The 17704-nt window shown below is 62.9% G+C and carries 16 protein-coding genes and 1 pseudogene; 9 read left to right on the forward strand and 8 right to left on the reverse strand.

All coding sequences use genetic code 11. From position 1 onward, the window contains the following. The first annotated feature begins 59 nt into the window (after positions 1-59). Positions 60-2399 (forward strand): annotated as a pseudogene (locus ACLI1T_RS02185) (AAA family ATPase). 79 nt (positions 2400-2478) lie between these two features. Here ACLI1T_RS02185 and ACLI1T_RS02190 read toward each other — a convergent pair. Next, a complete protein-coding gene (locus tag ACLI1T_RS02190) occupies positions 2479-2775 on the reverse strand; it encodes a WhiB family transcriptional regulator (protein WP_023016784.1) in 297 nt (98 codons plus the stop codon). 434 nt (positions 2776-3209) lie between these two features. Here ACLI1T_RS02190 and ACLI1T_RS02195 point away from each other — a divergent pair, with 434 nt between their 5' ends. Further along, positions 3210-3782, forward strand: a complete 573-nt coding sequence (locus tag ACLI1T_RS02195) for a sigma-70 family RNA polymerase sigma factor (RefSeq protein ID WP_023025282.1) — start codon at positions 3210-3212, stop codon at positions 3780-3782. A 65-nt stretch (positions 3783-3847) separates the two neighbouring features. After that, on the forward strand, positions 3848-4606 hold the full coding sequence (locus ACLI1T_RS02200; RefSeq protein ID WP_411702914.1) for a hypothetical protein: 759 nt from the start codon (positions 3848-3850) through the stop codon (positions 4604-4606). A 25-nt stretch (positions 4607-4631) separates the two neighbouring features. Here ACLI1T_RS02200 and ACLI1T_RS02205 read toward each other — a convergent pair whose 3' ends face one another. After that, the gene (locus ACLI1T_RS02205) at positions 4632-5003 is read right to left on the reverse strand and encodes a DUF5319 domain-containing protein (protein ID WP_349836557.1); all 372 of its coding nucleotides are present in this window, start codon (positions 5001-5003) and stop codon (positions 4632-4634) included. 120 nt (positions 5004-5123) lie between these two features. Here ACLI1T_RS02205 and guaB point away from each other — a divergent pair, with 120 nt between their 5' ends. The 3 genes from guaB to guaA all read left to right on the forward strand — a co-directional run bounded on the left by guaB (position 5124) and on the right by guaA (position 9521). Then, complete coding sequence (guaB, locus tag ACLI1T_RS02210; RefSeq protein WP_411702915.1) at positions 5124-6644, forward strand: IMP dehydrogenase; 1521 nt, start codon at positions 5124-5126, stop codon at positions 6642-6644. A 7-nt stretch (positions 6645-6651) separates the two neighbouring features. Further along, the gene (locus ACLI1T_RS02215; protein ID WP_411702916.1) at positions 6652-7803 is read left to right on the forward strand and encodes a GuaB3 family IMP dehydrogenase-related protein; all 1152 of its coding nucleotides are present in this window, start codon (positions 6652-6654) and stop codon (positions 7801-7803) included. Positions 7804-7946: 143 nt separating this feature from the next. Beyond that, positions 7947-9521 carry a glutamine-hydrolyzing GMP synthase gene (guaA, locus tag ACLI1T_RS02220; protein WP_411702917.1) on the forward strand — a complete coding sequence of 525 codons (1575 nt, stop codon included), beginning with the start codon at positions 7947-7949 and terminating at the stop codon, positions 9519-9521. Positions 9522-9584: 63 nt separating this feature from the next. On the opposite strand, the gene ACLI1T_RS02225 is transcribed toward guaA, so the two are convergent. Further along, positions 9585-10679 carry an HNH endonuclease signature motif containing protein gene (locus ACLI1T_RS02225; RefSeq protein WP_411702918.1) on the reverse strand — a complete coding sequence of 365 codons (1095 nt, stop codon included), beginning with the start codon at positions 10677-10679 and terminating at the stop codon, positions 9585-9587. Between the two features lie 137 nt (positions 10680-10816). Continuing rightward, positions 10817-11236: a hypothetical protein gene (locus ACLI1T_RS02230; protein ID WP_349862387.1), complete on the reverse strand. Its 420-nt coding sequence runs from the start codon at positions 11234-11236 to the stop codon at positions 10817-10819. Positions 11237-11294: 58 nt separating this feature from the next. Here ACLI1T_RS02230 and ACLI1T_RS02235 point away from each other — a divergent pair, with 58 nt between their 5' ends. Next, entirely contained in the window at positions 11295-11963 is a 669-nt protein-coding gene (locus ACLI1T_RS02235; RefSeq protein WP_411702919.1) for a hypothetical protein, read from the forward strand. Further along, positions 11960-13492, forward strand: a complete 1533-nt coding sequence (locus ACLI1T_RS02240) for a DNA polymerase Y family protein (RefSeq protein WP_411702920.1) — start codon at positions 11960-11962, stop codon at positions 13490-13492. Before ACLI1T_RS02235 ends, ACLI1T_RS02240 begins: the two co-directional genes overlap by 4 nt. Here the strand turns inward: ACLI1T_RS02240 and ACLI1T_RS02245 are convergent. Then, the gene (locus tag ACLI1T_RS02245) at positions 13489-14046 is read right to left on the reverse strand and encodes a hypothetical protein (protein ID WP_411702921.1); all 558 of its coding nucleotides are present in this window, start codon (positions 14044-14046) and stop codon (positions 13489-13491) included. The genes ACLI1T_RS02240 and ACLI1T_RS02245 overlap by 4 nt on opposite strands. A 110-nt stretch (positions 14047-14156) precedes the next feature. Between ACLI1T_RS02245 and ACLI1T_RS02250 the strand changes: the two genes are divergently transcribed. Continuing rightward, positions 14157-15029 (forward strand): sucrase ferredoxin, encoded by an 873-nt coding sequence (locus ACLI1T_RS02250; RefSeq protein WP_411702922.1) that lies wholly within the window; start codon positions 14157-14159, stop codon positions 15027-15029. On the opposite strand, the gene ACLI1T_RS02255 is transcribed toward ACLI1T_RS02250, so the two are convergent. The 3 genes from ACLI1T_RS02255 to ACLI1T_RS02265 all read right to left on the reverse strand — a co-directional run bounded on the left by ACLI1T_RS02255 (position 15016) and on the right by ACLI1T_RS02265 (position 17666). Further along, positions 15016-15696, reverse strand: a complete 681-nt coding sequence (locus tag ACLI1T_RS02255; RefSeq protein WP_411702923.1) for a methionine ABC transporter permease — start codon at positions 15694-15696, stop codon at positions 15016-15018. The two genes, ACLI1T_RS02250 and ACLI1T_RS02255, sit on opposite strands and share 14 nt — an antisense overlap. After that, on the reverse strand, positions 15693-16730 hold the full coding sequence (locus ACLI1T_RS02260; RefSeq protein ID WP_411702924.1) for a methionine ABC transporter ATP-binding protein: 1038 nt from the start codon (positions 16728-16730) through the stop codon (positions 15693-15695). Before ACLI1T_RS02260 ends, ACLI1T_RS02255 begins: the two co-directional genes overlap by 4 nt. A gap of 72 nt (positions 16731-16802) precedes the next feature. Next, the gene (locus ACLI1T_RS02265; protein ID WP_349887796.1) at positions 16803-17666 is read right to left on the reverse strand and encodes a MetQ/NlpA family ABC transporter substrate-binding protein; all 864 of its coding nucleotides are present in this window, start codon (positions 17664-17666) and stop codon (positions 16803-16805) included. Between the last annotated feature and the right edge of the window lie 38 nt (positions 17667-17704).

Raw genomic sequence — 17704 nt, forward strand, 5'->3', positions numbered from 1 at the left:
AGCCCGCCGCACCTTCCCCGCCTAGCCAGGGGAGGGCGCGGCGGGCTTTTGGTTTAGACTTGAAGCTCGTGGAGAGCATTATTATTACCGGCGCGCGGGAAAATAACCTGCGCGATGTTTCGGTGGAGATTCCCAAGCGCAAGCTAACCATTTTTACCGGCGTGTCCGGCTCTGGTAAGTCTTCGCTCGTCTTTGATACCGTCGCCGCGGAATCGCAGCGCTTGGTCAATGAGACTTATCCCGGCTTTGTCCAAGGCTTCATGCCCTCGCTGGCCCGCCCGGACGTGGATAGCTTGGCGCACCTTACCGCGGCCATAGTGGTGGGGCAGGAGCCCATGGCGGCATCGTCGCGTTCTACCTTTGGTACCGCCACCGATATCACCGGCCTTCTGCGCGTGCTGTTCGCGCGCGCCGCCTCACCGCGCGCCGGCGGCCCCGCGGCCTATTCTTTCAACGTTCCCTCCGCTTCTGGACAGGGCGCCATCGAGGTCAACGGCACCAAGGAGGTTCGCCGCTTTGAGCGCACCGGCGGCATGTGCCCGAAGTGCGAGGGCACGGGGTAGGTATCCGATATCGATTTATCGTGCTTGGTGGATGAGGAGCTTTCGCTTGCCGATGGCGCCATTATCTACCCCGGCATGAAGCCCGGCTCCTGGATGTGGCGCGGCTATGCCGAATCTGGCTTGTATCCCGATGATATTCCGGTGCGCGAGTTCAGTAAAGAGCAAAAACACAACCTGTATTTCGCCGAGACCAAGACCAAGGTCGGCGGCGTCAACATGAGCTATATGGGCCTTGCCACGCGCTTGCGCACCAACGTATTGAGCAAGCCGGTCGAAAGCCTGCAAAAGCACATGCGCGCCTTCGTCGAGCAGGCCGTAGTCTTCGTTGATTGCCCTGAGTGCGCCGGCACGCGGCTGGCGCGCCATGCCCGCGAGTCCTATATCGCCGGCGCGTCCATCGCGGATGTCTGTGAGATGGAGCTTACGGATCTGCACGGCTGGCTCACCCAGCTCGATCTGCCCGGTGCGCAGCCGCTGGTAGATGCCATTTCTGCCGCCGTTGATACCGCCATCGAGCTGGGCCTTGGCTATCTCACCTTATCGCGCGCCACCGGGACGCTGTCCGGAGGTGAATCCCAACGCACCCGCATGGTGCGCCACATGGGCTCGCCGCTTAGCGATGTCACCTATGTCTTCGACGAGCCCACCGCCGGCCTGCACCCGCACGATTGCGAGCGCATCAATAACCTGCTGCTTCGCCTGCGCGATAAAGGAAATACCATCCTGGTAGTCGAGCACAACCCGTCCACCGTTGCCATCGCGGATCGCGTCGTGGATCTCGGGCCCGGCGCCGGCGCCGAAGGCGGCACCATCGTCTTCGAAGGAACTCCTGCGCAGCTGCGGCAAAGCGGCACCGTAACCGCGCAGTACCTTGCCGATCCCGCCACGCTGAAAGAATCGGTGCGCGAATCCACCAAGGCCCTTTCCATTCGCGGCGCGCAGCGCAATAGTCTCCAGGGAGTCGATGTCGATATTCCGGAGGGAGTACTCACGGCCATCGCCGGGGTGGCCGGTTCCGGCAAGTCTTCGCTGGCCGCGTGCCTGCCAGAGGTAGCAGGAGACAGGCTCCTGCACATCGGGCAAAGTGTCATTAAAGGATCGCGCCGGTCCAATGCCGCAACTTATACCGGCGCCCTCGACCCCATCCGCAAGGCCTTTGCCAAGGCCAATTGCGTAAAACCCGGCCTCTTCTCCGCTAATTCCGAGGGCGCGTGCCCAAAATGCAATGGCGCCGGCGTGGTGTACGTGGAACTCGGGGTCATGGACGGCGTGGACGTTCCCTGCGAAATCTGCCAGGGCCGGCGCTTTTCCGCCGACGTGCTGGAGTACCGCCTGGGCGAGCTCAATATCGCCGATGTCCTCGAGCTTTCCGCCTCCCGCGCCGCCGACTATTTGCGCAGCGTCAAGGTGCCCGCCGCCGCCAAGATTTGTGACACGCTCGTTTCTGCCGGCGTGGGTTATTTAAGCCTTGGCCAGCCACTATCAACGCTGTCTGGTGGCGAGCGCCAGCGCCTTAAATTGGCCGCGCACCTTGCCGATAAAAAGTCGACCGCAGACGTCATCGTGCTAGATGAGCCAACCACGGGCCTGCACCCCGCCGATACCGAACGCACGCTGCAGTTGCTGGATCAGCTTGCCGATGCCGGCAATACCGTCATCTGCATCGACCACAACCTCGCCGTGCTCGCGCACGCCGATCAGGTCATCGAGCTCGGCCCTGGTGCCGGCTCTGCCGGCGGGCACCTCGTCTTTAGCGGCACGCCCCAAGAACTGGCGGGCTTGACGGAGTCCCTCACGGGGCGCTATTTGCAGGAAGCGCTAGACGCGGAAGGCTAACTCGAAACGCCGTACTTCCGCGTGTGCTCCCACTCGCACGCGCCTGCTGCGAAAGCGGTGTGAGGGCTTTGCGCCTGGATTAAGCGTTGACCGTCGCGCGACGGCGCTTGCGCAGCGCCACGACGCGCTCGGACTCGCTCATGCCGCCCCATACGCCATACGGTTCTGCCGAACGCAGGGCGTGCTCGCGGCAGAGCTCAATAACTGGGCAGGAATTGCAAATGGCCTTGGCGCGATTTTCGCGCTGGGCGCGGGCGCGGCCACGCTCTCCGTCTGGATGGTAAAACACGTCCGAGTTTTCACCGCGGCACGCACCTTGCAACTGCCAATCCCATACATCTGCAGTAGGTCCGAGAAGAGACTTGGACTGAGACACGTTACTTACGCTCCTTTAACAGGACGAGAATTCTTGCTCTGGCGGCTGGTGGAGAGTCATCCGCGAACCGCAACGATTCGTAGTGTGTCGCGTCTTGGTAAACAAAGGGTTACTAGTGTTTTACTTCCAGGTATTGCTTCCATTTATGTGACTCGTTAACACCCTTTTACCTGCAATAATGGCTAAGGTTAACGAATCATGAATTTTCCTCTTCCTGTGGTGCAAGTGGCATAAACCCTGTTGGAGAGCCACAACACCCGCCGACACAGGCTTCAGTGCGGGGCTTTTCCTAATGGGGCATCGCCAAGCAAGAGCGTTGCTGTGGTTGTCGGGTCGCAGGTTTGCTGGTGTGTACCGTAGTTGTCCCTTTGCGCTCAATACCCCGGAGGAAATATGGTTGAATATCGATTTAAAAGTCTGCAGAGGGTGCACTCGTGAGCGATAAGGATAAAGAGCTAGCGGATCTCGTTCCGCTGGCCGCTGGTGGAAGCCGCCGCGCACTGCAATCTATCCTGCAAATTATTCATCCGCAGGTGCTGCGCTATTGTCGTGCGCGCATCGGTGGCGGGCGCCAGCCCACCGCGGAGGATGTGACCCAAGAAATCTGCCTCGCCGTCGCCACATCTATCGAATCCTATGAAGATAAGGGCCGGCCCTTCATGGCCTATGTCTACGGCATCGCATTTAATAAGGTTACCGATGCCCACCGCGCCATGGGCCGCGATCGCTCCACGCCCGCCGAGGAACTTCCAGAAAACACTGCAAACGAGGCGACTCCCGAGGAATGGGCGCTAGAAAATGATGGTAGTAACAGAATGCGCGCCTTGCTCGATACCCTAAGTGACAAGGCAAAAAACATCGTTATTTTGCGCGTGTTCGTTGGTCTTTCGGCAGAAGAAACCGCCGATATCGTGGGTTCTACCCCGGGGGCGGTTCGCGTCGCACAACACCGAGCTCTCGCACAATTGCGAAAGGCCCTTGGGCAACAACTAGCCACTGAGGGCTAAAGCCACAACCCCCGCTCTAGAGACACGCGTACACCTTAAGAAAGGAAGGAGGGACAGAAACCATCATGGCCTCCAAACACTCCAAAAAGAATAACGATGACCTGACGGAGCAGCTCCAGCCCTTGGTAGATGATGATGCATTCCTCACCGAGCTGTCGCAGGGTAAAGACCCCTCCAACGGCAACGATGAGCTCGCTGGGTTGCTGCTAGGGCTGAAGGGGGACATCGATAAGCAGATGCCGCCAGCCCCGCGCGTGGACGGGGCAGAGGAAGAACCGGAAGTCATCAGCCTCGATAAGGCGCGGTCTCGCCGTCGCAATCGCCCCGTGATGCACGGACTTATCGGCGCGGCCGCCGCCACCGTAATCCTTGCCGGTGCCGGCGGGGTCATGGTTAATTCTGGCATGTTTGATAGGCCGGATGAGACCCGCAACGTGGAGCTGGCCGGCACCTTAGATGAGATGGAATCCCGCGCGGCAGAGGGAGATTTCGATGGCGCGCGCGAGCTTATGAAGGAAGCCCGCTCCAAGCTCGAAGAGGCTGAAGGCAAGGAAGAAAATGCCATCGCCGCCAAGGAGGAAGCCGAAAAGAAGCGCCCTGCCCGCCCGAAGACGAAAACCGTGACAGAAACTGCCACCGAAACCGCGCCGGGCCAAAAGCCACAGGATAACCCCGAGCCAGCGCCAAAAACCGTAACGGAAACGCAGTATGAGACCTCAACCGTGGTGGTAACGGAGCAGGCGCCGGCGAATCCGCAGCCGGAGACGCGCGAGCCCGAAGAAGCACCCACCACAACCATTCAGTTGGGGGCGGGAGCCGAGTAATAACGAGGGCGGTGACTTACACGCCCTAGCGGTTTTCTAGGCCGTCGACGTAGCCCAACGCGTAGTCCCACGGCACGTAGCGGCGCGGGTCGGGCTCCGCCCCCGGCTCGTGCACTGGGGCGAGCTCGCCCGCCAGCGTGGCGCGCATATTGGCGGCCATAATATCCCACTCGTAGAAGTGGTTTTCCTGGCAGTCTTCACACAAGAAGAAGATGCCATCGATCCCGCGCGGGCCGAGCACAGTTGCGAATTTCTCTACCAAGGCGAGATCGTGGATGAGGGCGACGCGGTCTTCATCGGAAAGCGGCATGACCTGCTCGTCCTCCTCCAGGAAGGACGCAGGGTCGTTCGGATCGTCTGCAAAAGGATCGCGGGGCATATTGGCGAAGAAGTTCACGCCTGCGAGCCTATTGAACTTGCCCGCTTAAGGCAATTAACCCCTAGCCTGAATGGTGTCATTGGCCGGGCACGCACTACAGTTGAGGTAGCCGCTGAACCTGTTTAAGGAGATACCTCGATGAGCGATTACCATATTCACACTGGTGGAGATGACCCGAACAAGGTAGCCCTGCGCGGCTTGACCTTCGATGACGTGCTTCTTTTGCCCGCCGAGTCTAATATCGTGCCCTCCGAGGTCGATACCGGCGCGCAATTTACCCGCAACATTCGCCTGGGCGTGCCGCTGGCATCCGCAGCGATGGATACCGTGACCGAGGCCCGCATGGCCATCGCCATGGCGCGCCAGGGCGGCATCGGTGTGCTGCACCGCAACCTTTCTGCGGAGGCGCAGGCCGAGCAGGTAGAAATCGTCAAACGCTCCGAGTCCGGCATGGTCACGGACCCGGTCACCGCCCGCCCCGAGATGACCATTGGTGAGGTCGACGCCCTGTGTGCCCGCTTCCGCATTTCCGGCCTGCCGGTCGTGGATGAGGACGGCACCTTGCTGGGCATTTGCACCAACCGCGATATGCGTTTTGAGCTGGACTTTGACCGCAAAGTCAGCGATGTCATGACCGCGATGCCGCTCGTCGTCGCGAGCGAGGGCGTATCCAAGGACGAGGCCCTGGAGCTTTTGTCGGCCAATAAGGTAGAAAAGCTGCCGATTGTTGATGCCGATAACAAGCTCATTGGCCTTATCACCGTCAAGGACTTCGTAAAATCCGAGCAGTACCCCAACGCCTCCAAGGATGCTTCCGGCCGCCTGTTGGTTGCCGCGGGCATTGGTACCGGCGAGGAGTCCTATCAGCGCGCCGCCGCGCTTGTCGATGCCGGCGTTGACGCCCTCGTCGTCGACTCCGCCCACGCCCACAACAACCGCGTGCTCGAGATGGTCTCCCGCGTGAAGAAGGACTTTGGCGACAAGGTCGATGTCATTGGCGGCAACCTCGCCACCCGCGAGGCCGCCCAGGCGATGATCGACGCCGGCGCAGATGCCATCAAGGTTGGCATCGGCCCGGGCTCCATCTGCACCACCCGCGTCGTCGCTGGCGTCGGTGCGCCGCAGATCACCGCGCTGATGGAAGCCGCAGCCGTCGCTGCCCCCGCGGGCGTGCCGGTCATCGGCGATGGCGGTATGCAGTACTCCGGGGACATCGCCAAGGCGCTGGCCGCCGGTGCCGATACCGTCATGCTGGGCTCCATGTTCGCCGGCACCACCGAAGCGCCTGGCGATATCGTGGTCTACCAGGGCAAGCAGTACAAGCGCTACCGCGGCATGGGGTCCATGGGAGCCATGCAGGGCCGCGGGCTCTCCGGCGAGAAGCGCTCCTACTCCAAGGACCGCTACTTCCAGGCCGACGTGCGCAGCGAAGACAAGCTGGTGCCAGAAGGCGTGGAGGGCCGCGTGCCCTTCCGCGGTGAGATTGATGCCATCGTGCACCAAATCATCGGCGGCCTGCGCGCGGCGATGGGTTATACCGGTTCGGCCACCCTCGATGAGCTCAAAACCAAGCGATTCGTTCAGATCACCGCCGCGGGTCTGAAGGAATCCCACCCGCACCACCTGCAGCAAATCGCCGAAGCCCCGAACTACCGCTAGGACAACCATGCGTGAATACGCCGAAATCGGCATCGGCCGCGAGGCCCGCCGCACCTTTGATCTAGACCAAGTCTCCATCGTTCCCCAGCGCCGCACGCGCTCGTCCAAGGACGTGGATACTACGTGGAATATCGATGCCTATACTTTCGATACTCCCTTCGTATCGCATCCCACCGATGCGCTCGCCACGCCCGAGTTCATCATCGAGATGGGCAAGCAGGGCGGCCTCGGCGTCATCAACGCCGAAGGTCTGTGGGGCCGCCACGAGGACCTCGAAGGTGCGTTGGCGCGCATCTATTCCCAGCCGGGCGATAACTCCACCATTCAGGAGTTGCACGCCGCCCCGCTAGACGATGCCCTCCTCGCCTCCCGCATTGCCCAAGTGCGCGAATCCGGTGTGACCGTCGCTGTGCGCGTCTCGCCCCAAAACGCCCGCGAGATGGCGCCGAAGGCCATCGCCGCCGGGGCCGAGCTGCTGTTCATTCAGGGCACGCTGGTGTCTGCGGAGCACGTCGCCACCGGCGGCGAGCCGCTGAACCTAAAGGAATTTATCGGCTCGCTCGAAGTACCCGTCATCGCCGGTGGCGTGGCCGACTACACCACGGCGCTGCACCTGATGCGCACCGGGGCGGCCGGCGTCATCGTGGGCGCGGGCGTGACGACCAACGCGGAAACCGTCGGCATCGATACCGCCATGGCCACCGCTATTGCTGATGCCGCCGCCGCCCGCCGCGACTACCTCGACGAGACCGAGGGCCGCTACGTGCACATCATTGCGGATGCGGAATTCGATAACTCCGGGACCATCGCCAAGGCTTTTGCCTGCGGCGCCGATAGCGTCGCGCTCGGCCCCCTTCTTGCCCAGGCCCGTGAGGCAGGCGGTAGGGGATGGTACTGGCCGGCTACCGCAGGCCACCCGCGGTTCCCGCGCGGATACGCGCAGTTCGCCGGCGTCGATACCGACCTTGATGTGGATTTCCTCACCGCAGGTAATGCCGCGCTCGTGGCTGCGCCGAGCCTGGAAACCGTGCTGCACGGCCCATCTAGCGAACCATTCGGCCGCACCAACCTTGTGGGTGCGCTGCGGCGTGCCCTCGCAAAGTGTGGCTACACCGACCTGAAGTCCTTCCAGAAGGTCGAGCTCGCGGTTCGCTACTAAGTAGCGCGCGGCGCGCCTCGCACCGTGCGGGCCCGCGCCGCCGCGCCCCGAATCGCTGCGCCCCACGGTCTGAAAGTCACCGCGGTGCCCTGCATGGGCAAGCGCTTCCTAGGCCGCGGGGCCTATGGGTTAGACTATGGGGCGTGACTAAGCCAAATACTACCCCGCGCCCAGTCCTCGTCGTGGACTTTGGCGCTCAGTACGCGCAGCTCATTGCCCGCCGCGTGCGCGAGGCCAAAATCTACTCCGAGGTTGTTTCCAACTCCGCCTCTATCGAGGAAATCAAAGCTAAAGACCCCGCCGCGCTTATTTTGTCCGGCGGCCCGTCGTCCGTCTATGCCGATGGCGCCCCAGCGCTCAAGCCTGAGCTGCTGGAGCTTGGCGTCCCGGTCTTCGGCATTTGCTATGGCTTCCAGGCCATGAACCACATCCTCGGCGGTACCGTATCGTCTACCGGTGAGCGTGAATACGGCCGCACCGATATCGACGTCAAGGGCGGCATCCTGCACAAGGGCCTCGAGCCCACGCACAAGGTATGGATGTCCCACGGCGACGCCGTCTCCGCCGCCCCCGAGGGCTTCGACGTAACCGCAACCTCCGCCGGCGCCCCAGTCGCCGCGATGGAGTGCCCGGCCAAGCAGATGGCCGGCGTGCAGTACCACCCAGAGGTGCTGCACTCGCCCCACGGCCAAGAAGTGCTCACCCGCTTCCTCACGGAGATCGCCGGTCTGGAGCAGAACTGGACCGCCGATAATATCGCCGAGCAGCTCATCGCGGATATCCGCGCTCAAGTAGGCGAGGAGGGCCGCGCTATTTGCGCCCTGTCCGGCGGCGTGGACTCTGCGGTCGCTGCGGCCTTGGTGCAGCGCGCCATTGGCGATCGCCTGACCTGTGTGTTCGTCGATCACGGCCTGCTGCGCGCGGGCGAGCGCGAGCAGGTTGAAACGGATTTCGTGGCCTCGACCGGCGCCAAGCTGGTCACCGCCGACGAGCGTTCGGCCTTCCTCAAAAAGCTGGCGGGTGTTAGCGACCCCGAGGAAAAGCGCAAGGCCATCGGTGCGGAGTTCATCCGCTCCTTCGAGCGCGCCGTGGCCGGCGTGCTTGACGATGCCCCCGCCGGCTCCACCGTCGACTACCTCGTCCAAGGCACCTTGTACCCGGACGTCGTTGAATCCGGCGGCGGCGACGGTACCGCCAATATTAAGTCGCACCATAACGTCGGCGGCCTCCCAGATGACGTCGAGTTCGAGCTCGTCGAGCCGCTGCGTCTACTCTTTAAGGACGAGGTGCGCGCGGTGGGCCGCGAGTTGGGCCTGCCGGAAGAGATCGTCGGCCGCCAGCCCTTCCCAGGCCCCGGCCTGGGCATCCGCATCATTGGTGAGGTTACCGAGGATCGCCTCGAGACCTTGCGCCAGGCGGATCTGATTGCTCGCACCGAGCTGACCAACGCCGGCTTGGACGAGGAGATTTGGCAGTGCCCGGTCGTGCTGCTTGCCGATGTCCGCTCCGTCGGCGTCCAAGGCGATGGCCGCACCTACGGCCACCCCATCGTGCTGCGCCCGGTATCTTCCGAGGATGCCATGACCGCGGACTGGACCCGCTTGCCGTATGACGTGCTAGAGAAGATCTCCACCCGCATCACCAACGAGGTTAAGGACGTCAACCGCGTGGTCTTGGATTGCACCTCCAAGCCACCGGGAACCATCGAGTGGGAGTAAAAACCACAAAACGGCATGCGTAGAAGGCGCTCAGTGCTTGAGCGCCTTTTCGCATACCTGCGGCTAGTTGCGGGGTGTTACAGGTGGCCGCCAGACGATGCGACCGCCCACCCTTTCTAGCCGCCCGCGCCGGGGCGGGGCATTGGGATCGTCGTCGTTGATGCCGTTGTGGTAAGCACAGCACACGACGAGGTTGTTCATATTGGTCTCCCCGCCGCGACTCCAGGCGGTGAGGTGGTGGACCTGGGATAGATCTGCCGGTTGGTTGCACCCGGGCCAGGCGCAGCGTGGATTTTCCGCGGCCGCCATCATTCTTTGTTTATCGGTGGCCACGCGCGCCGTGCGGTAGAGGTTGACCGGCCCTTCTACCGGATGCACGAGGGTGACATAACCCGTTTCGCCGTCACCATTGCCGCTACCGCTGGCGTCGCCGTCGCCGTTGCCGTTGGGGCTGGGGCCGGGGGCAGAATAGCCGGCATCGTTAAGCACGCGGCGCAAGTACTCGGTACCGGACATGGTCGCACCATTGGTGAGATCGAGCTGCACGTCATCGCCGTGGCCATCGCGGATGCGGATGAATTTCTCCAGCGGCACGACGGCGTTGGTAACCACTGTGGAGCGCGCGGCGCTGCCGGCACCGAAGAAGATATCTTCCACCGCCTGCAGCGGCTTTTTATCGGTGGCAGTAATCGCGCCCTGCAGATCCGCGATGAAGCGAGAAGTGCCCGTAATAGCGAGCGTCCAGTAGTCATTGGGCCGCCGGTACGTGCGCACGCCGGGGCTGACCGTGGACTTTTTCATCTCGCGCACCCGGCGCCGGGCGTGTTTGATGATAACGCTCATCTCCGCAGACATCGCACAGCATTCCGCGCGCAGCTCCCACGCCTGTTTCTTGCTGGGCGCGCGGTTAACTACGCGCTCGATGCCGGCGAGGAGGGCAATGGGGTGGGCGTTGGTGCGGGCATCGGCAATGGCGCGGCGTTGCATCCGGCTAAAGGCGGTGCGGCCGTAGTAGCTTTCGCACAAAAGGAGCAGGTCGGCGGCGATGGCATCGGGCGCGCCGCGCTCCATGAGCTCAGACCCAGATAGCCCGCGGCACGCGGCGATGATATCCATGCCGGGCGCGAGGGCGGTGAGGTAGGTCTCGAGTGCGTTCATGCCGCCTACGCTAGGGCGGTGTTAGCCCGCGCTCAATCGCTAGGGCAACCGCAAGTGCGCAATCTGTGGATAACCCGGATCCGCAGCGCGAAAACCAGGGGAAATCCTGTGGATAAGTCCCCGCAGTGTCGCATAGGTTAGACAAAGGCCAGCCGGCGCGTGCCATCCACGTGGGGGAAGGCAATAAAACTGACACAGGAGACCGCAACCCACACCAGCGCCGAGCCCCACGCGGGCAGGCCGAGGATGGGCGCGAGCATGATGAGGAGCCATAGAATCATCAGCGGTACTAGCTGCGCGATGGTGGGGATGAGATCGGCATCGTGCCGGTCGGCGTAGGAGCGCATCTCGCGGCGGTAGGGGTGGGCAAAGACCAAGACGAATGCCGCCACGAGGCAGACCGCGGCCCCAGATAGGGTGGCGAAGAAATGGGTGCGGGTGGTCAGCAGCGCGACGGTGGCACCGAGCAGGATGGAGGATCCGAGGCGCACCCACGGCGGGGTGGGGATGGGGGTTGGATTCTCGCGCATAGCACCGTAGGCCTCGTTCAGGTTCATGCGCTTAAGACTACCATTCGAACATACAGTTGCATGTGTCCGGTTGAGGGTTCATACTGTGTGGGTGAGTCAAACGAACGTTCGCCTAGAAAAAGCGGTGGCAGGGCTGGATAGGTCCGACCGCGTTGCGGTGCTGCGCGCCCGCATGCAGGCGATGGAGCAGGAGGATGAAGACGAGCTGGTAGATACCCTTCCCCAGCTGGCGCGGCTACTTCCCGCAGGTGGGCTCGCCCGGCGGAAGGTGGTCTCGTGTGCGGAGTGTCCCGCGCTCGTGGTGGAGCTCATCTGCCATCTTACGGCCCACGGGGGTCATGTGGGGATAGTGGGGTGGCCGGATCTTTCTCTCGCACAAGTTGCCGAAATGGGGAGGCTCAACAACGTGGTCACCGTCCCCGATCCGGGCCTGGAGGCATGGGCGGTAACTAGCGTACTGGCAGAGGGCATGGACCTTATCATCCACCATGGCCCGCCCGGCGAGCTGAGCCCGGCCAAGGCGCGGCCGGTGTGGGCGAAGATCCGCGGCGGGCAGGCCGCGGTGCTGACCGTGGGCGCGCGGCTGCCGGGCACCGCGGTGCGCATTGGGGCGGAGGTGAGTACGTATCGGGGCATCGGCAAGGGCAGCGGGCGCATCTGCGGCGTGGATATTGATCTTGCGGTGGACTCGAAAAAGGGCACCGCGCGCGGGAGCCTCACCATGGGCGAGCCCCGCAGGTTGGAGGCCGTATGAGGGCGGCCGCGGTGTGGTTTCCGGATTGGCCCATCCAGGCGGTTGGACAGGCGGGGCCGGTGCTGATTGCGCGCAATCATGCGGTGCTGGTCTGCGATAGCGCGGCGCGCCGGGCGGGTATTCGGCGCGGGATGCGCCTGCGCCAGGCCCAGGCGATTTGCCCTGAGGTAAAGGTGGTAGAGGCGAACCCGGATAGGGATGGCGCGGCCTTCGCGGAGATTGCGGCGGGCTTGGACGCCGTGGCCTCGTCCGTGGAGGTGCTGCGGCCTGGCCTGGCCATCGTGGATGCGGGCGCGGCGCTGCGCTATCACGGGCCGGAAGCACTGGAGATGCTTGCCGATGCCATCGCGCACGCCGGTTTTGATTCCACCCTCGGCGTGGCAGACGAGATCGCCACGGCCATCATCGCGGCCCGGCATCGCGGGGTAGGCGCGGTGGTACCGGAGGGCGAGTCGCGGGATTTCTTGGCCACCCAACCCGTGGGCGTTTTAGCCGCGGAGGCCGCGCTGGGGTTTTCTACGGAGTTTGTAGCGCAGCTGCAGAAATTGGGCGTGCGCCGGCTAGGCGATGTGGCGGCGCTGCCATTTAAACAGGTAGTTACCCGGTTTGGGCAGCAGGGCAAACGCGCGCATGAGGTAGCACACGCGCGGGCGGACCGGCGCGTATCCCCGGAAATGGCGCGGCCTGACCTGTCCGTTAGCAGCGAGCAATCCATCGAACGTGTGGATGCGGCGGCGTTCGTGGCCCGGCAATTGGCCGCGCAGCTGCACGTGCGGTTGGCCGAGGCGGAAGTGGTGTGCGTGCGCCTGCGCGTGGTGGCGGAGTTGGCCACTGGCGAAACTGTTGCCCGGGTATGGCGCACGCACGAGGCGCTGACGGAGCAGGCGACCGCGGACCGGGTGCGCTGGCAGCTGGATGGTTGGCTTACGGCGGCGCGGTCGAGTGGCAAGGACGGCGCCGCGATCGTGCGGTTGGTGCTCGAGCCGGTGGAGGTAGCCGCCCCGCAGGCCGATGGCCTCTGGGGCGGGGATACCTCGCAGGAACAGGTCAAGCGGGTGATTTCGCGCGTGCAATCGCAGTTGGGCATAGATCGCGTCTTGCAGCCGCGGGCCGCCGGTGGCCGTGGGGTGGCCGAGCGTATCGAATACGTGCCCTATGGGGAAAAGCGCGATGCCAAACCGCAAGGCAGTTGGCCAGGCAGGATCCCCGCGCCGCTTCCCGCACGCCTAGGCGGTGGGCCGAACCACCCGGCCGCGCGCATTCGGCTTATCGATGCCGCCGCGCGGGACGTCATCGTCACAGCCGAGGCCCTCCTATCGTCTGTGCCCGTGGCGCTCGGGTGGGGCGCGCACCGCTACCGCGTTATCGGCTGGGCTGGGCCGTGGCCGGTGGATACGCAGTGGTGGACCGAACAGCCGCAGCACGCGGCGCGGTTACAAATTGTGGGCCAGGCCGAACGGGAACAACGCCAGCGCGCCTGGCTCTTGGTGTGGTCAGAGGGGCGCTGGCGCGTGGAGGCGACGTATTAGGAGCGAATATCTACCACGAGGCGCGTGGGATTTTCTAACACCTGCACGGAATAAGGCTTGCGCTGGTTCATGCCGATGACAAACTGGCTGCGGCCCTCATAGGTGCGGCCGTTGACCACTTGGGTAATAACGCCACCGGCGGGGGCGTCGACGATGCCGATGCGCGGCTCGTCGATGCCGGCCTCAAAGGGATAGACCACGCCATCGATATTGACATTGAGCGCGGTATCGCCGGCATAGCTAATGGGCTGGCCGGAGCCTTGTTGCTTGGGATTATCGGCGTAATCCACGAACCAGCCTGGGGAGCCCTCACCCTCGAGCTCGAAGACGGCGCGCTCGAAACCATCGTGCTGGCCCACACGTACCTTGGTCACCACGAGCTCCGAAGGGGCTTCAGGGCGCAGCGTTTTCATATTCATATCCGCCTCACCCAGCGGGTTGACGTGCGAGTTTCCCACAGAGGCCGCCATGGTGGTGTCATCCGCTGATTCAGTGCTGCAGCCGGTGAGGAAGGCTGCGGCGGCAAGCAGGAGTGAGAGGCGGGCTTTATACATGACCACTAGAGTATAATTTCCATTAATTACTGCCTAGCGTTGGGGGCAGATCTTGACCGAATTGTTGCCAAATATGTGAGCTGAGTTGCAGACGGGTTAGGCTAGGGTACATGACCGATTTCTGTTCAGATTACCAGGTGGAACCGCTGCCCGGCACGGCGAAAAAAGAGTCCGTGTTTGTCCTCTTTGAGTGGCCCGGTGGCTGGTCGCGCGACGTGCTCGATGGCGATACTTTTGGTCCAGAGCTCACGGCCCAGCTGAAGAAAAAACTCAAGGGCCAGGCCGGGCTGCAATTGATTCGCCGCCCCGGACGCGATGGCCGCCAAATCGGCACCATGCACCGGTGCTACCTGGTGTGGGCTGAGCAGGGCGTGATGGAGTTGGTCCTTTTGACCGGTCCGGAAAAGATTCTGGACCTGGATCTCACCGCGCCGGGCCGCAATGGGGGAGGATCCCTCGATACGCCGTTGGTATTGGTGTGCACCCATGCTAAGCGCGATAAGTGCTGCGCCGTGAAGGGGCGCCCGCTCGCTGCGGAGCTGGTGGAGGAGTACCCGGATATGGTGTGGGAGACCTCGCACACGAAGGGGCACCGCTTCGCGCCCTCGGTCATGCTTATGCCGTGGGGGTATTCCTTTGGCCGGATGAATAAGGAAGCCGCCGCGCAGATGATTGCGGCGGCGGCGGAAGGGAAATATTTCTACCCGGTCAATCGCGGGCGCGGCATTTTCGGCCCGCGCGGCCAGGTGGCGGAGTTGGCGGTAGCGCGCGAGCTTATCGATGCCTCCGAGGACCTCTACTACGGCCAGCTCTACGCAGAAGACGCACAACAGGGCACCGTGGTCACGCATGCCGATGGCCGCCGGTGGAGCGTGGCGCTCGAGCAGCGCGCCGTGGAAGGAGTGGTTTCTTCCTGCGGCGACGCACCCAAGACCGGCAAGGCGCTTGTGGCCACGGATGTGGAGCTTATTAGCGGCGCATAACCTTGGAGGATAGCCAGTTGCCAAAGAACTGCGCGGCCTGCACCAGCACGATGATGATAAGCGTGGCCACGACGGTGACTTCCCACTCGAAGGCGCGGTAGCCGTAGACGATGGCGAAGTCACCCAGTCCGCCGCCGCCGACGTAGCCGGCCATGGCGGACATATCCACGATAGCGATAAACAGGAAGGTATAGCCCAGAATCAGCGGGCCGAGGGCCTCCGGGATGATCACGGAGGTAATAATCTTCCACGGTGAAGCGCCCATAGCGCGGGCGGCCTCGATAACGCCTGGGTCGATGGCCACGAGGTTTTGTTCCACCACGCGCGCTACGGAGAACGTGGCGGCGATGACCATCACGAAGGTGGCCGGTTCGCGGCCGATGGATCCGCCCATCACGGCGACGGTGAGCGGCTGCGCAAACGCCAGCAAAATAATAAACGGGATGGGGCGAATGAAGTTCACCAGCAGGTTGACCACTAGGTAGACGGCCTTATTTTGCAGGATGCCGCCCGGGCGGGCGGTGTAGAGCAAGATGCCGAGCCCCAGGCCCAAAATGCCGGCCACGACGAGGGTGGTCGAGACCATAATGAGGGTGTCGACGATGGCATCGACAAGCGATCCGCCCAAGCGGTCCCAGTCGGCGGCGGCGAGATAGTTGACGTTCATCGTTCAATCTCCTCAATTTGAGTGGTGGCAGATAGGGCGCGGTAGAACTCTTCGATGGCGGCATCGTTACCGCTTAGGCGCACGGTGAGTTTGCCAAAGGAGTGCTGCTGCAAGGTGGTAATACCGCCGTGGACGACGGCGATGGAAACACCCGCATCCTTCAGCTTGGCGGCGGCACCGAAGAAGCCGGATTCCTCGGTCAGGTTGATGGTAAATAGGCGGCCTTCGTGGGCGAGCAGGTCATCGGTTTCCACCACGTCGGGCTCATTGCGCAGCGAGGTGGCGACGAACTTGGCGGCCACGGCGGTCTGGGGATTGGAAAAGACCTGGTAGACGCTGCCTTGTTCGACGACGTGGCCATTTTCCATCACCGCAACCTTATCCGCGATGGAGCGTACGACCTCCATTTCGTGGGTGATGACCACGATGGTAATTCCGAGCTCCTTATTCACCCGGCGCAGCAGGTCGAGGACTTCCTGCGTGGTGGTGGGGTCGAGGGCGGAGGTGGCTTCATCGGCAAGCAGCAGCGAAGGATTCGTGGCCAGGGCGCGCGCGATGCCCACGCGCTGCTTCTGGCCACCGGAAAGCTGCTCAGGGTAGCTTTTTCCCTTATCTCCCAGGCCAACGAAATCCAGCAGCTCCTGCACGCGCTGTTGGCGCTCGCGCTTGCCGATGCCCTGCAGCTGCAGCGGGTATTCAATATTGCCCGCCGCAGTGCGGGAGTTCATGAGGTTAAACTGCTGGAAGATCATGCCGATATTGCGGCGGATGCCGCGCAGCTTCTTTTCGGGCATGCCGACGATATTCTGGCCATCGAGCAGCAGCTCGCCGGAGGTGGGCGTATCCAAACCGTTGATCATGCGGACCAGGGTGGATTTGCCGGCGCCGGAGTAGCCAATGATGCCGATGATCTCGCCGGAATCGACGGTCAAGGAGACATCGTCAAGAGCTTTGACCTCGGCCTTTTTCTGCTGGAAAACCTTGGTGATATTGCGGAACTCAATGCGAGTGCCGCTCTGGGTGGAATCTGCCACGGGTTGCGTCCTTAGCGGGGAAGTGCCAAACCCCGCCGGCGTGAAAACCGGCGGGGTAGAAGGCAAGGGTGATTAGTCCAAATCTGCTTCGAGCTTGTCCAGGATTTCCTGGAGTTCTTCTGGGGTGCGCTCAACCTCGACGGAGGTACCTGCGGAGTCCTCGTCGACGCCCTTTTGTACCGCATCGGAGTGCCACAGCTCGGCGAGCTTCTTGATGTCCTCGTTATCGGCGTCTTCCTCGCGAACGGCGAAGACGTTGATATAAGGCTCAGCCTCTTCGGAGTTCGGGTCATCCTGGAATACGGCGGTGGCCGGGTCGATACCGGCGCGCTCCAGGAAGGAGTTATTGATAATCGCCGGGGTGCCCTCGCCGTGCGCGGATGGGGTCTGGGCTGCATCGACCGGCACGACCTTGACCTTGGACTTCTTCTCATCGATGTCCAGTGGCGTCGGGGTGATAAGCCCGTCCTTCTTCAGGGTGACAAGGCCAGCCTGGACCAGCACGTTGATGGCGCGGCCCTGGTTGGTGGAGTCATTCGGGATGGCAACTTCTTCGCCCTCAATGCCATCGAGGGAGTCGTGGCCCTTCCAGAACAGCGCTAGCGGCACGATTTCGGTGGCGACGATGGGGACCAGGTTGGTGCCGTTGCCGTGGTTGTACTCGGCCAAGAACTTCAGGTGCTGGAAGTTATTGGTATCCAGCTCGCCCTGGTTCAGGGCCTGGTTCGGGGTGTTGTAATCCGAGAAAGACTTGATGTCGATGTCGTAGCCGGCGTCCTTGGCTTCTTGCTCAAAGGCAACCCAGGCCTGCTTTGCATCATCGGTGGTGCCAACAGCGATGGTCTTGTCATCATCTGCGTCGGAGGAGCAGGCCACGAGGCTGGTGGCGGCGACGGTAACGGCGGCGGTAGCGGCCGCTGCGCGACGAATCTGCATGAGGTCCCCTTACATGTAGGAGTTTAAATAAATTGACC

It is taken from the genome of Corynebacterium tuingiense, from assembly GCF_046718165.1.
GTDB lineage: Bacteria > Actinomycetota > Actinomycetes > Mycobacteriales > Mycobacteriaceae > Corynebacterium.